Consider the following 13,673-nt stretch of genomic DNA (forward strand, 5'->3'; position numbering starts at 1 on the left):
TGTCCGCATGCTTCTCAGGATCTTCACCGAACCCCAGCAAGGTGCCTCGTACGACGACCAGCTCGCGGTGGCACGCAAAGCCGAAGAGAACGGGTTCGACGCGTTCTTCCGTTCGGACCACTACCTGGTGATGGGCGACAACGACGGGCTGCCCGGACCCACCGACGCGTGGGTCACCCTGGCCGGGCTGGCGCGCGAGACCAAGCGGATCAAGCTCGGCACACTCGTCAGTTCCGCGACCTTCCGCAACCCGGGCGTGCTGGCGATCACCGTCGCCCAGGTCGACCAGATGAGCGGCGGTCGCGCGGAGCTCGGGCTCGGCGCCGGCTGGTTCGAGGCCGAGCACAAGGCGTACGGCCTGGACTTTCCGGACACGCCCGGCCGGTTCGACCTGCTCACCGAGCAACTGGAGCTGATCACCGGCCTGTGGGACACGCCGGTGGGGGAGAAGTACAACTTCGACGGCAAGCACTACCAGCTGACCGACTCCCCGGCGCTGCCGAAGCCGGTCCAGCAGCCGCACCCGCCGATCATCGTCGGCGGAGCGGGCAAGAAGCGTACGCCGTCCCTCGCCGCACAGCACGCGGCCGAGTTCAACGCCGGCTTCCGCTCGGTCGAGGAGACCGAGACCCTGTTCAAGCGCGTCCGGGCCGCCTGTGAGGCGATCGGCCGCGACCCCGACACGCTGGCCCTGTCCACCGCCCACACCGTCGTGGTCGGCAAGGACGACGCCCAGGTCAAGCAACGCGCCGCCGCCATCGGCCGCGACGTCGAGGAACTCAAGTCCGGCGCCATCGCCGGCACCCCCGCCGAGGTGGTCGACCGCCTCGGCCAATTCGCTGCCGTCGGCTCCGCCCGCCAGTACGTCCAGATCATGGATCTCCATGACCTCGCCCACCTCGACCTCATCGCCGCCGAAGTCCTCCCACAGGTGTCCTGAGCTGTAGGCCGCTCCCGAGCCGGCAGAAGTCGGAACGACGAGGGAGTTGTTCCGACTTGGACCGCGTAAGTCGGAACAATTCCGCGGCTCGGGTACGGCGGCCGCAGCGGTTGTCCACAGGTCGGGGAATGGGGTGCTGGGGTGGCTCGATGTCGTGTATCTTGATGTCGAGAGAGTTTGTGGGTGCGGGTTAGGGGAACCTGACCTCGCGGCCGGGCCGGGCGCTCGGCAGGATGAGCACAGCGGAACAGGACCGGATAGAGGAGCAGGTTGATGGCGAGCGTCGACAGCTTCGGTGCCAAGGGGGCACTCGAGGTCAGCGGACAGTCGTACGAGATCTTCAGGTTGGCGGGTATCGAGGGTGCGGAGACGCTGCCCTACTCGCTCAAGGTGCTGCTGGAGAACCTGCTGCGCACCGAGGACGGTGCGAACATCACCGCCGAGCACATCACCAAGCTCGGCAACTGGGACGCGAACGCGGCGCCCGACACCGAGATCCAGTTCACCCCGGCCCGGGTGATCATGCAGGACTTCACCGGTGTGCCGTGTGTCGTCGACCTGGCCACCATGCGCGAGGCGGTCGCCGAGCTGGGTGGCGACCCGACCAAGATCAACCCGCTGGCCCCGGCCGAGCTGGTCATCGACCACTCGGTCATCATCGACGTCTTCGGCCGGCAGGACGCGTTCGAGCGCAACGTCGAGCTGGAGTACCAGCGCAACCGCGAGCGCTACCAGTTCCTCCGCTGGGGCCAGACCGCGTTCGACGAGTTCAAGGTCGTCCCGCCCGGCACCGGCATCGTGCACCAGGTGAACATCGAGCACCTCGCCCGGACCGTGATGGTCCGCAACGGCCAGGCGTACCCAGACACCTGTGTCGGCACCGACTCGCACACCACGATGGTCAACGGCCTCGGCGTGCTCGGCTGGGGTGTCGGCGGTATCGAGGCCGAGGCGGCCATGCTCGGCCAGCCGGTCTCGATGCTGATCCCGAAGGTCGTCGGCTTCAAGCTGACCGGGTCCGTCCCGGCCGGTGCGACCGCGACCGACGTGGTGCTGACCATCACGCAGATGCTGCGCAAGCACGGCGTGGTCGGGAAGTTCGTCGAGTTCTACGGTGACGGCGTCGCCGCGGTGCCGCTGGCGAACCGGGCCACGATCGGCAACATGAGCCCCGAGTTCGGCTCCACCTGCGCGATCTTCCCGATCGACGACGTGACGCTGGAGTACTTGCGGCTGACCGGCCGCTCCGACAACGACGTCGCGCTGGTCGAGGCGTACGCCAAGGAGCAGGGCCTGTGGCACAACCCGGCGGTCGAGCCGCGGTTCTCGGAGTACCTCGAGCTCGACCTGTCGACGGTGGTCCCCTCGATCGCCGGCCCGAAGCGGCCGCAGGACCGGGTCGCGCTGAGCGAGGCCAAGGAAGGCTTCCGCGGCGCGCTCGTCGACTACGCCACCGAAGAGCTGGACGTCGACCCGTCAGAGACCGGCAGCTTCCCGGCCAGTGACGCGCCGAACGGTCACGGCAACGTGAACGACGAGCCGCACGTGCCGCACGGCAGTGGCAACGGCCGCCCGTCGAAGAAGACGAAGATCAGCCTGAACGGCCAGGAGGTCGAGCTCGACCACGGTCACGTCGTGATCGCCAGCATCACCTCCTGCACCAACACCTCGAACCCGTCGGTGATGTTGGCAGCCGCGCTGCTGGCCAAGAACGCCGTCGACAAGGGCCTGTCGAGCAAGCCCTGGGTGAAGACGTCGCTCGCGCCCGGCTCGAAGGTCGTCACCGACTACTACGAGAAGGCCGGCGTCACGCCGTACCTGGAGAAGCTCGGCTTCCATCTGGTCGGCTACGGCTGCACCACCTGCATCGGCAACTCGGGCCCGCTGCCCGAGGAGGTCTCGGCCGGCGTGCAGGAGGCCGACCTGGCGGTCGTGTCGGTGCTGTCCGGCAACCGGAACTTCGAGGGCCGGATCAACCCGGACGTGAAGATGAACTACCTCGCCTCGCCGCCGCTGGTGATCGCCTACGCGCTGGCCGGGACGATGGACTTCGACTTCGAGACCGATGCCCTGGGCAAGGACACCGACGGCAACGACGTGTTCCTGAAGGACATCTGGCCGGCCGCCGACGAGGTCGAGAAGGTGATCGCCTCCTCGATCAACAAGGAGATGTTCACCAAGGACTACGCCGACGTGTTCGCCGGTGACGAGCGCTGGCAGTCGCTGCCGACGCCGGAAGGCAAGACGTTCGCCTGGGACGCCGAGTCGACGTACGTGCGCAAGCCTCCGTACTTCGATGGGATGGCGAAGGACCCGGAGCCGGTCACAGACATCGCCGGTGCCCGGGTGCTGGCCAAGCTGGGCGACTCGGTCACCACCGACCACATCTCCCCGGCCGGTTCGATCAAGGCCGACAGCCCGGCCGGCAAGTACCTGGCCGAGCACGGTGTGGACCGCAAGGACTTCAACTCGTACGGGTCGCGCCGCGGCAACCACGAGGTGATGATCCGGGGCACGTTCGCCAACATCCGGCTGCGCAACCAGATCGCGCCCGGCACCGAGGGCGGGTTCACCCGCGACTTCACCCAGGCCGACGCGCCGGTCACCACGATCTACGACGCGGCCCAGGCGTACGCCGAGGCCGGTACGCCGCTGGTGATCCTGGCCGGCAAGGAGTACGGCTCGGGTTCGTCGCGTGACTGGGCCGCCAAGGGTACGGCGTTGCTCGGTGCGCGGGCCGTGATCACCGAGTCCTTCGAGCGCATCCACCGGTCGAACCTGATCGGCATGGGCGTGCTGCCGCTGCAGTACCCGGAGGGCGAGAACGCGGAGTCGCTCGGTCTGACCGGCGAGGAGACCTTCGACATCACCGGCGTCACCGAGTTGAACAACGGGACCATCCCGCGCACGGTCCACGTCAAGGTGACCGCGCCCGACGGGTCGGAGAAGGAGTTCGACGCGGTGGTCCGGATCGACACCCCCGGTGAGGCCGACTACTACCGCAACGGCGGCATCCTCCAGTACGTCCTCCGCTCGCTGATCGCGAGCTGACGAACCACCCGAGGAGCCGGCCGACGACCTGTCGGCCGGCTCTTCGCTTCTTCTCCGCTTGGTGCGGACGGCACGCCGGAATTGTCGATGGGCTGGGGTCTACTGGGTCCATGACCGATCGGCAGCCACCGCGCGAGATCGTCCTCGAGTCATGCGCGAAGTACGGTGAGGACGCGGTGATCGATTTCGCGATCGCCGTACTGACCGGCGAGGTCAGCCCGGACGAGGCATTCACCACCGACGTCGACAAGCTGAAATGGCTGGTCGGCCCGACCGTCGGGGGATGGGCCAAGCTCGACCCGGTCAACTTCTACTGGGCCCGCGTCTGGGCGGCCCGGATCTTCCTCTACATCTGGCGCGAGGATGCCGTCGACGCACTCCGCCAAGCCGCTGACGACCAAGCTTGGCGCGTTCGCGAGCATGTCGCCCGCGTCACCGCTCAACGCGAGCTCGGCCAACTCGTCGACGTATTGCTCCCAGGCCTGACCTACGAGCTGCCCCGAGTCCGTGCCACCACCGCCCGAGCCGTCGGAGCAGCCGGTGAGGCCGAGCACGCCGAGGCCTTGCAGGACCTCCTCGACGACCCCGACCACACCGTCCGCGCCGCCGCCGAGAAGGCCCTCGACCGCTTGGAATCCCGGCTCGACCGCAGCTTCCGCTGAGGGAGGCGGCCACTGAAAGCGGTGTGTCACCCATTGGCCATCTGGATGTCAGCCGCCGCACATCAGTAACGGGAACGGTCGGTCGCATGGAGACCTCCCGTAGATCCGTCCTGAAAGCCGGTCTGGCTTCCACTGCGGCCGTCGCCGGCCTGACCACTGCCCTGACCACCCCGAGCACCGCCGCTGCGACGCCGGTCCGGCAGAACCCGTTCACCCTCGGCATCGCCAGCGGCGACCCGTGGCCGGACGGCTTCGTGCTCTGGACCCGCCTCGCCGTCGACCCGGTCGCACCGGACGGCCTCGGCGGCATGCCGAGTCGCGCGTACGCCGTCCAGTGGCAGGTGGCCACCGACTCGCGCTTCCACCACGTCGTCCGGGCCGGTGTCGCCGTCGCCCGGCCGGAGCACGCGCACGCGATCCACGTCACCGTGCAGGGGCTACAGCCCGGCCGCGAGTACTACTACCGCTTCCGCGCCGAGGGCCACGTGTCCCGCGCCGGCCGGACCTTGACCGCACCCGCCCGCGGTACGACGCCGCGCGAGCTGTCGATGTCGTTCGTGTCGTGCTCCCAGTTCGAGCACGGCTGGTTCACGGCGTACCGGCGGCTGGCCCAGGACCACCCGGACCTGGTGCTCCACCTCGGCGACTACCAGTACGAGTACACGAAGGGCGCGTACGTCGCCCCGGGCGGGAACATCCGTGATCACGCCGGACCGGAGACCACCGACCTGGCGTCGTACCGGCAGCGGCACGCGCAGTACAAGACCGACCTGGACCTGCAGGCGGCCCATGCGGTCGCGCCGTGGCTGGTGGTCTGGGACGACCACGAGCTCGACAACAACTGGGCCAACGAGACGCCGGAGAAGCCCGAGGACGGCTTCCTGGCCCGCCGCGCGGCCGCGTTCCAGGCATACTACGAGAACATGCCGCTGCGCGCCTCGTCGAAGCCGAGGGGGATCGACCTGCAGCTGTTCCGGAGGGTCAAGTGGGGTGAGCTGGCAACGTTCCACATGCTCGACACCCGGCAGTACCGCGACGACCAGGGCTGCGGGGACGGGTACAAGGACTGCCCGGCCGCGGTCGACCCGAAGCGCTCGATCACCGGCGAGCGGCAGGAGAAGTGGCTGATCGACGGCTTCCGCCGTTCGGAGGCACGCTGGGACATCATTGGTCAGCAGGTGTTCTTCGCCCAGCGCGACAACAACTCGGGACCGCTGAAGGTGACCTCGATGGACTCGTGGGACGGGTACGTCGCCTCTCGCGACCGCATCACCCGTGGCTGGGTCGACGCGCGCGTGCGCAATCCCGTCGTACTCACCGGTGACGTGCACGCGCACTGGGCCTCGGACCTGAAGCTGGACTACGACGACCCGACGTCGCGGACGGTGGGGTCGGAGCTGGTCTGCTCGTCGATCACCAGCGGCGGCGACGGCGCGGACTCGGCCACCGGCTCGCACCCGTGGTTCCAGTGGAACCCGCACCTGCGGTTCCAGAACAACCTCCGCGGCTACGTGAACACCACGATCACCCGCGAGTCCCTGGTCGCCGACTTCCGCACCGTCCGCAAGGTGCAGACGAAGGACGCCGAGGTCTTCACCCGGGCGCAGTTCACCATCGAGGACCGCGAGCCGGGTCTGAACCTCACCGCCGACAACCCGCCGGCCGCAGCCGCCGCCGCAGCGCGCACCCTCGCCGCCGCGGACGGCACCGCCGCCGCGGACGACACCGTCGCGTGGGAGACCGCCCGGCCGTAGCTAGTCAGCCAGTCGGCTAGTCCGCCAGGGCCGCGCGCAGTTTGCCGGCGTACTCCGCTGCTTCGGCATCGTCGGCGTACTTGGTCCGGGGCCAGAAGAACCCGCGCAGTCCGTCCCCCTTCGTCCGTGGCACCACGTGCACGTGGAGATGGGGGACGGACTGCGACACCACGTTGTTGACGGCAACGAACGATCCCTGCGCGTCGAACGCCGTACGCACCGCCGCCGCGAGCGACCGGGCCGCGCCGAACAGCGGCACGGTCAACTCGTCCGGCAGTTCCACCAGCGTCGGCACGTGGTCGCGCGGCACCAGCAGGGTGTGCCCTTTGAACACCGGCCGTACGTCGAGAAACCCGACCACGTCAGGCGTGTCGAGGACGATCTGAGCCGGCGTCGTCCCGGCGATGATGGAGCAGAACAGACAGTCGGCCATCAGCCCAGCCTCTCGTCCACGAAGCACCAGCGCCACGTCTCACCCGGCTCGAAGCTTCGCATCACCGGGTGGTTGGTGGTGTTGAAGTGCTTACTGGCGTGCTTCTCCTGCGACGAGTCGCAGCAGCCGACGTGCCCGCAACCGAGGCAGAGCCGCAGGTGCACCCAGGTCCCGCCTTCCGCGAGGCACTCCTCGCAGCCGTCGGGCGTGTTCGGCGTCAGCACCATCGGTGCGCTCTCCAGGTGCTCGCAGGCACCGCCCGGTGGCGGCGGCAGCCGCAGGTCCTCGGACTGTCCACCGACGTCGTCGTCCTCGTCCCGGTCCAGCATGGACTCCTCGACATCGAGCGCGATTTGCGCCCGCTGCAGCACCTCGTCGGCGACCAGACCCGCGTCCCGGATCTTCAGGATGTGCGCCCGCTCGGCCTCCAGCATGGCCATCCGTAACCGCCGGTACGCCTCGCTCGGAGTCTCGTACTCGCTCTCGGGCCGGCCGAGTCGCTCCCAGGCAGCCTCGGCCCGCGACTCACCGCGCTGACGGAGCACCCTGATCACATCCGCCGGGTCGTCCGGAGACGAGATCTCCTCCAGCTTCTCCATCGCCGCCCGATGAGCTCCTTGCAGTACGGCGGCCTCCTGCAGCGCGTCCTCCGCCGGATCCGGGCCGGGCAGGCGCAGGCGTCGTACCAGCCAGGGAAGGGTGGAGCCCTGCAGCAGGAGCGTGCCCGCGGTGACGGCCAGGGCGATGAAGACCAGCACCTCGCGATGCGGTGTGTCCTCGGGCAGCGTGAACACCGCCGCCAGCGTGACCACACCGCGCATCCCCGCCCACGAGACGACGATCAGGCTCTGCCACGAGATCGGCCCGGGCCGCGACCGGCCGAGGATCCGCCGGGACAGGAACGTGGTCGGGATGATCCAGATCGGCCGGAGCAGGACGACGGCAGCGAACACCCCGACCGTGGCGGCCGCGATCAGCCAGCCCGGCAGCGGGCTCTCGGCGAGATCGTCGAGGATCCACCGGGTCTGCAAGCCGATGAGCAGGAAGACCGTGTTCTCCAGCAGGAACTGGAACGTGCGCCAGTTCGTCCGCTCCGACATCCGCGACTTGGCCGACTGGATGATCGGCGCCTTGTGACCGAGGATCAGACCGGTGACGACCACGGCCAGGACGCCGGACGCGTGCACGTAGCGGTTCTCCGCCGCGATGTAGGCGATGAACGGCGCCGTCAGGCTGAGGGTGGTGTCGAGCACCGGGTCGGTGAAGCGCCGGCGGATCTTGGCCAGGACGATCGCGACGATGAAGCCGACCAGGACTCCGCCGCCGGCCGCCCGGAGGAAGTCGAGGCCGACGTCGAGGACCGTGGGGGTGACGGCCGCGGCGGCGATCGCGGTCCGCAGACAGACCAGGGCGGTCGCGTCGTTCACGAGGCTCTCGCCCTCGAGGATCGTGACCACGCGGCGGGGGAGACCGACCCGCTTGGCGATCGCGGTCGCGGCGACTGCGTCCGGTGGTGCGACCACGGCGCCGATCGCGAAGGCGGCCCAGAGCGGCAGCGGCTCCTGGCCCTGCGCCTCGGCCACCACGCCGAGCAGCCACCAGGCGACCAGACCGACGCCGAGCGCCGTGAACGCGACCAGGCCGACCGAGAGGAGGCCGATCGAGCGCCGGTGTCTGGTGAAGTCGACCAGGCTGGTCCGGATCGCCGCGGCGTACAGCAGCGGCGGCAGGAAGCCGACCAGGACGACCTCGGGTTCGAGTTCGACTCGCGGGACGAAGGGGAGGTACGACGCGGCGACCCCGATGACGACGAGGAGCAGGGGAGCCGAGGTCCCGAGCCGCCGGGCCAGTGCGGCCCCGGCCGCGACCACGGCGACGAGGGCCACGACCTCGATCGCGATATGCACGGAGCACAGTCTCGCAGCGTCGAGCCGGTTTGCGCGGCTCGGTTCGCCCTGAGCGCAGCGGGGAGCTGGCCGGCTCGACCGCAGCCGGGATCTGGTCAGCCTGGTCGCGGTCGTCTAGCGTGTGCGCAGCGGGATCCGTCGATCACGAGGAGTGACTGATGCATCGTCGTGTGGCTGCAGTGGCCGGTGCCCTTGGTTTGCTCGGTTCCTCGTTGGTGGCGCTCCCTGCCGCCGCCGCGGTCACGGCCGGCTGCGTGGCCTCGGTGCCGGAGCCGGGGACGACCACTCCGGTGCGGATCTGTTACTCGCTCTTCAAACCCGCGGGCGCCTCCGCATCGCACACCGTCCCGCTGATCCTGCACAGTCACGGCTGGGCCGGCAGCCGGACCAAGGACCCGGCCGCGTTCAAGTCCTGGCTCGACGCGGGCTTCGGCGTGCTGAGCTTCGACCAGCGCAGTTTCGGCGAGAGCACCGGCGTCGCACACGTGATGAACCCCGACTTCGAGGGCCGCGACGTGATCAAGCTCGTCGACCTCGTCGCCGGCCTCGATTGGGTGACGCAGCAACGGCCCGGCGATCCGCTGATCGGTGCGATCGGCGGATCGTACGGCGGTGGATTCCAGTTCGCCGGTGCGTTCACGGAGTTGCGGGACAGCGGCCGGACCAGGTTCGACGCGCTGGCGCCTGAGGTGACCTGGTGGGATCTGAAGGGCAGCCTCGCTCCGGACGAGGCGGCGCGGACGATGTGGCTGTCCTTGCTGTACGCGGGCGGCGGGACGCACCTTCCACCTGCGGTCTCGGCGGCGTTCGTCGTACTGATCGCGACCGGGGCTTGGCCGCCCGGGAAGGCGGGGCGCGATCTCGATGCGTTCTTCGCCAAGAACGGTCCGGCTTGGCATGTGGCGCAGGGGCGGAAGCTCGACATCCCGGTGCTGTTCGGTCAGGGGATCTCGGACAACCTGTTCAACCTGAACCAGGGCTTGTCGAACTTCGACCGGGCGCTGACTCCGCGGGCCCGAGCGCGATCGATCTTCGTCGGTTACAACGGCGGTCACACGCTGCCGAGTGTGCTGCCGCCGGGGTGGGCTGTTGCGGGTGAGCCGTGTTCGGTCGCGCTGGGATCGTCCAACTTCTCCGGGCTCGCGGTGCGCTTCATGTCCACCAAGCTGTTGGGCAAGGCAACCGGCCTGTCCGGGTACGGCGCCTATCACTTGTCGACCGCGGATGGTCGTTGCCTGACGCAACAGAACCTGGTCGCGAACGCACGCTTCAAGCTCGGCAAGATCCTCACCCCGACCGGTGCCGGTCTCCCTCTCAGCGTCAAGGTCGCGGCCGGCCCGCTGACGGTCTCCGGCGTACCGCGGCTGGACGCGCGCATCTACACCCTGCTGCCGGACGCAGGTGCCTTCTTCGCGTTGAGCGTCGGGACGAATCCGTTGACCGCGAAGGTCGTGCAGAACAACACGATGCCGTTCCGGGAGAAGCGGGTGGTGAAGGGGGAGCGGCGGTCGATCGAGTTGCCGGCGATCGCGGTCGACGTACCGGCCGGCAAGAACCTCTACCTCACCGTCACCCCGGTCGCCGACATGTACGCCGGCCAACGCGGACCACTGCCCGGGGCGCTACTACTGAAGGACTCGACGCTGAGCGTTCACCGCACCCGGTCGAGATAGGTCTTGTAGACGGTCAGGAAGGGTTCCTCGGTCGCGACCTGGGTGGCGAGCCAGTCGCACGTCGCCTGCGCCGTCTCGATCACGTCGGCCGGATAGCCGTACTTCACCTGGTGCTCGGCGAACTCGTCCTCGTCGTCGATGATGATCGTCCCGTCGCGCTTCTTGATCACGTCCAGGTCGAGATCCACCATCGTGAACACATCCTCACCGAACTCCACCGGCGTGGTGATGTCGCAGTAGATCTCCGTCGACCGCGGCTCGTCGTTGAAGATCGCCGTGAACCACCGCTCCCGCGGAAACAACTGCACATGAGCCTGCGAGTGCCTCACCTCAGGCTCCGCCCCCCGCTGCGACACCGAGTCCGCCGGCGCCCCCAGCCAAACCCCGAACTCATCCTCCCCCAACCACCGCATCCACTGATGCCAATGCAGCTTCTCGTCGTACTTGCGGTAAACGACCCGGACGTCACGCATAACGCCCAACCTATCCCCGCCCAGGTGCAACCTGCCCCCGCAGCACCATCCGGCCCGGCGTTACAGAAATTGCAGGTTGCTGCAGTTTCGTGGACCCGGGCCAGGGCCGGCCACGATGATTCGTCCGTCGTACGAAGTGGTGCCTGGGAGGGCTCATGGTGGGGTGGGATCGTCGGCGCGGGGTCAGACTGGCGGTGGCCGGGCTGGTCGCCGTACTCGTCAGTGGTCTGTCGATGCTGACGGCAACCGCCGCCGACCGGCCGACGCCGCCCACGGTCACCGCGACGTACCAGGGCGCACCGCTCACCAACTGCATCGACCAGACGGTGTGTCCGAGGACCGTCGTCTTCGACGACCCCGTCAGCTTCACCTTCACCGCGACGTCGCCCGATGTGGTCCGTTTCCAGTACCGCTTCGTCGGCGGGAGCCAAGGCACGGTCGACGGGTCGACCGCGACGCTGGATCTCAGGCCGCCGGACTGGGGCCTGACCAGGCTGGACGCGCAGAGCATCAACTCGCTCGGGCAGTTCAGCGACGTGACCTCGTTCCTGTTCAACGTCGCACCGTCGCCGGGGCCGGTCGGTTCGTGGGCCTTCGACGACGGCAGCGGTACGACGGCAGCCGACGGCCCCGGTCTCACGCACCCGCTGACCCTGTACGGCGGAGCCGCGTTCGACGGCAAGGGACGCCTGCAGGGTTCGGTGGCCCTGGACGGTGCCGATGACTACGCAGCCGCCGCCGACTCGGTGGTCGACACCTCGAAGAGCTTCACCATCTCGGCCTGGGTGCGGCCGACGAGTGCAACCAAGCTCGGGATCGTCGCCGCGGTCAACGGGATCAACAGTCCTTCGGTGGGACTTGGGTACGACCCGTCGACCAAGCGTTGGGTCTTCGCCCGCACCTCGGCTGACGTCCGGACGCCGACCCTCTACCGCGCCTCGTCGAAGGACGCGCCGGTCAACGGTGCCTGGTCCCACCTGTTGGCGTCGTACGACGCCACCGCGAACGAACTCCGCCTGTTCGTCAACGGCCGCCTGCAGCAGACCACCGCCTTCCCGGCTGCCAACGCCTGGAGGGCCGGCGGCACGCTCACTGTGGGCCGGGGCACCTTCCAGGGTTCGTCGATCGGAGGGTTCGCCGGATCTCTGGATCAGGTGCAGGTCTGGCAGCGGGCACTCCGTACCGAGGAGATCGCCGGTCTGCTGGATCCGCGCAGTCCCAGCGGTCCGATCGAGTCCGGTATCGCGGCGCACTGGCCGCTCGACTCCGCCGTACGTGGGACCGACCGTGTATGGCGGACGGCGGAGACGGTGCGGGGTGCGGACCTGACGGTGTCGGGCTTCGGTGGCGCCGACCAGTCGAAGGCGTTCGTCGACGATGCCGAACGTGGCCGGGTGCTGGAGTTGACTGGTGGCTCCCGTGAGTCCGTCAGCCTCGGCCGGCCGGTGATCGACGGCAGCGCGAGCTTCTCGGTGGCCGCATGGGTCAAGCTCGGCGATATCTCGAAGCCGATGGTCATCGCTCGCCAGGGCGCCGGAACCAAGGACACCTGGCGTCTCGAGTACAAGCCGATCGACGAGTACACCAGCGAGTGGTCGTTCGCCCGTGCCGACGCCGATTCCGACACCGAGACGGTGGCCACCGGGACTGTCGACCGTGAGTGGGACTCGCCGGAGGGCTGGCATCTGCTCATCGGCACCTACGAGACGGCCGGACAGGACTCTCTCGGTCAGCCGGTCGGCAGGATCTCCGTGTCGGTCGACCTCAGGACCCGCGGGCTGGAGACCTACAGCGCCCCCACCCGCACCGGCAGCACCGTCCTGGGCGGCTCGACCGGCTCCCCACTGATCGGCCGCCTCGACGACGTCCGCATCTACGCCGGCGTCCTCTCCCAAACCAAGGCCTGCACCGAGTGGCCCGGCCTCCCGAACTGCGGCTCCTAGTCGTCCCCGACCCTCGCCGACGTAGGGGGGCCTATCCGGCGAGGGTCAGGGATCGGGGTTGGTCCCCGTGAAAGCAGCGGCTTTCGGTGGGGCGGGGTGCGTCTGCCTGCAGGATGCTGCCGCGGTGGTTCGTAGACGCATCTTGGCTGGTCGGCTGGCCACTTTGGTGGGTTCGCGTGTCCGCGTGGGTCAGACGCCGGTGCTCAGGGAGCGGGTCATTTCCAGGTAGGGCTTGTAGGCGGTGGTGAAGGGTTCTGTGGTGGTTATGTGGGTGGCTAGCCAGGTGCAGGTGGCTTGGGCGGTGGCTACTACCTGGGGTGGGTAGTCGTACTTCACCTGGTGGGCGTGGAACTCGTCTTCGTCCATGACGCGGACCGAGCCGTCGCGCATGAGGCGGATGTCGAGGTCCAGGTCGACCGTGGTGACGGTGTCTACGCCGAATTCGGCGGGCATGGTGACGTCGCAGTAGATGCGGGTCTGGTGGGGGTCGTCGTTGAAGAGGGCGCTCCACCATTGGCCGTGCGGGAAGAGGCGGACGCGGTGGTGGTCGATGGTGACCCAGGCGCCGTCGGCACGCTGGCCCTGGGTGCCGGGGACCGAGCCGACCCACAGGCCGTGCTCGTCCTCGCCGAGCCGGACCGCTTCCACCAGGCGATGTGGCTGTCCGTCGTACTTCCGGAACAGCGTGGTCACCATTTCCATGCCGATTACTGTAGGTGAAGACCGAACTAACCGGACCGAGTGGGCGTCTTGGAGTGTGAGATTGCTCCGAGTGCCCTGGTGAGTTCGGAAACCGGGCGCGGGGTGCATAGACTCAAGCATTCGAGGACGATCCGC

The 13,673-nt window shown here is 68.6% G+C and carries 10 protein-coding genes; 6 read left to right on the forward strand and 4 right to left on the reverse strand.

Annotation, left to right across the window (positions count from 1 at the left end):
• Window positions 1-7: 7 nt before the first annotated feature.
• The 4 genes from ACGFIF_RS05620 to ACGFIF_RS05635 all read left to right on the forward strand — a co-directional run bounded on the left by ACGFIF_RS05620 (window position 8) and on the right by ACGFIF_RS05635 (window position 6,407).
• A complete protein-coding gene (locus tag ACGFIF_RS05620) occupies window positions 8-940 on the forward strand; it encodes an LLM class F420-dependent oxidoreductase (RefSeq protein WP_393151788.1) in 933 nt (310 codons plus the stop codon).
• A 273-nt stretch (window positions 941-1,213) separates the two neighbouring features.
• On the forward strand, window positions 1,214-3,991 hold the full coding sequence (gene acnA / locus ACGFIF_RS05625; protein ID WP_393151790.1) for an aconitate hydratase AcnA: 2,778 nt from the start codon (window positions 1,214-1,216) through the stop codon (window positions 3,989-3,991).
• A 110-nt stretch (window positions 3,992-4,101) separates the two neighbouring features.
• On the forward strand, window positions 4,102-4,653 hold the full coding sequence (locus ACGFIF_RS05630; protein WP_393151792.1) for a HEAT repeat domain-containing protein: 552 nt from the start codon (window positions 4,102-4,104) through the stop codon (window positions 4,651-4,653).
• A gap of 86 nt (window positions 4,654-4,739) precedes the next feature.
• Entirely contained in the window at window positions 4,740-6,407 is a 1,668-nt protein-coding gene (locus ACGFIF_RS05635) for an alkaline phosphatase D family protein (protein WP_393151794.1), read from the forward strand.
• A 16-nt stretch (window positions 6,408-6,423) separates the two neighbouring features.
• Here ACGFIF_RS05635 and ACGFIF_RS05640 read toward each other — a convergent pair whose 3' ends face one another.
• Window positions 6,424-6,840, reverse strand: coding sequence for an HIT family protein (locus ACGFIF_RS05640; protein WP_393151796.1), 417 nt, complete (start codon window positions 6,838-6,840; stop codon window positions 6,424-6,426).
• Window positions 6,840-8,747 carry a Na+/H+ antiporter gene (locus ACGFIF_RS05645; RefSeq protein ID WP_393151798.1) on the reverse strand — a complete coding sequence of 636 codons (1,908 nt, stop codon included), beginning with the start codon at window positions 8,745-8,747 and terminating at the stop codon, window positions 6,840-6,842. The genes ACGFIF_RS05640 and ACGFIF_RS05645 overlap by 1 nt, the downstream gene beginning before the upstream one ends.
• A gap of 158 nt (window positions 8,748-8,905) precedes the next feature.
• Here ACGFIF_RS05645 and ACGFIF_RS05650 point away from each other — a divergent pair, with 158 nt between their 5' ends.
• Window positions 8,906-10,420 (forward strand): CocE/NonD family hydrolase, encoded by a 1,515-nt coding sequence (locus ACGFIF_RS05650; RefSeq protein ID WP_393151800.1) that lies wholly within the window; start codon window positions 8,906-8,908, stop codon window positions 10,418-10,420.
• Here the strand turns inward: ACGFIF_RS05650 and ACGFIF_RS05655 are convergent.
• Window positions 10,399-10,893 carry a DUF402 domain-containing protein gene (locus ACGFIF_RS05655; RefSeq protein WP_393151802.1) on the reverse strand — a complete coding sequence of 165 codons (495 nt, stop codon included), beginning with the start codon at window positions 10,891-10,893 and terminating at the stop codon, window positions 10,399-10,401. The two genes, ACGFIF_RS05650 and ACGFIF_RS05655, sit on opposite strands and share 22 nt — an antisense overlap.
• A gap of 155 nt (window positions 10,894-11,048) precedes the next feature.
• Between ACGFIF_RS05655 and ACGFIF_RS05660 the strand changes: the two genes are divergently transcribed.
• Complete coding sequence (locus ACGFIF_RS05660) at window positions 11,049-12,836, forward strand: LamG-like jellyroll fold domain-containing protein (protein WP_393151804.1); 1,788 nt, start codon at window positions 11,049-11,051, stop codon at window positions 12,834-12,836.
• A gap of 189 nt (window positions 12,837-13,025) precedes the next feature.
• Here ACGFIF_RS05660 and ACGFIF_RS05665 read toward each other — a convergent pair whose 3' ends face one another.
• Window positions 13,026-13,538 (reverse strand): DUF402 domain-containing protein, encoded by a 513-nt coding sequence (locus ACGFIF_RS05665; RefSeq protein ID WP_393151806.1) that lies wholly within the window; start codon window positions 13,536-13,538, stop codon window positions 13,026-13,028.
• Window positions 13,539-13,673: the final 135 nt, after the last annotated feature.

The organism is Kribbella sp. NPDC049174 (assembly GCF_043197365.1).
GTDB lineage: Bacteria > Actinomycetota > Actinomycetes > Propionibacteriales > Kribbellaceae > Kribbella.

Excerpts from the sequence above, each read along its gene's own strand:
- ACGFIF_RS05620 (WP_393151788.1), top strand. The coding sequence starts at position 8 with ATGCTTCTCAGGATCTTCACCGAACCCCAGCAAGGTGCCTCGTACGAC.
- acnA (WP_393151790.1), top strand. The coding sequence starts at position 1,214 with ATGGCGAGCGTCGACAGCTTCGGTGCCAAGGGGGCACTCGAGGTCAGC.
- ACGFIF_RS05630 (WP_393151792.1), top strand. The coding sequence starts at position 4,102 with ATGACCGATCGGCAGCCACCGCGCGAGATCGTCCTCGAGTCATGCGCG.
- ACGFIF_RS05635 (WP_393151794.1), top strand. The coding sequence starts at position 4,740 with ATGGAGACCTCCCGTAGATCCGTCCTGAAAGCCGGTCTGGCTTCCACT.
- ACGFIF_RS05640 (WP_393151796.1), bottom strand. The coding sequence starts at position 6,840 with ATGGCCGACTGTCTGTTCTGCTCCATCATCGCCGGGACGACGCCGGCT.
- ACGFIF_RS05650 (WP_393151800.1), top strand. The coding sequence starts at position 8,906 with ATGCATCGTCGTGTGGCTGCAGTGGCCGGTGCCCTTGGTTTGCTCGGT.
- ACGFIF_RS05655 (WP_393151802.1), bottom strand. The coding sequence starts at position 10,893 with ATGCGTGACGTCCGGGTCGTTTACCGCAAGTACGACGAGAAGCTGCAT.
- ACGFIF_RS05660 (WP_393151804.1), top strand. The coding sequence starts at position 11,049 with ATGGTGGGGTGGGATCGTCGGCGCGGGGTCAGACTGGCGGTGGCCGGG.
- ACGFIF_RS05665 (WP_393151806.1), bottom strand. The coding sequence starts at position 13,538 with ATGGAAATGGTGACCACGCTGTTCCGGAAGTACGACGGACAGCCACAT.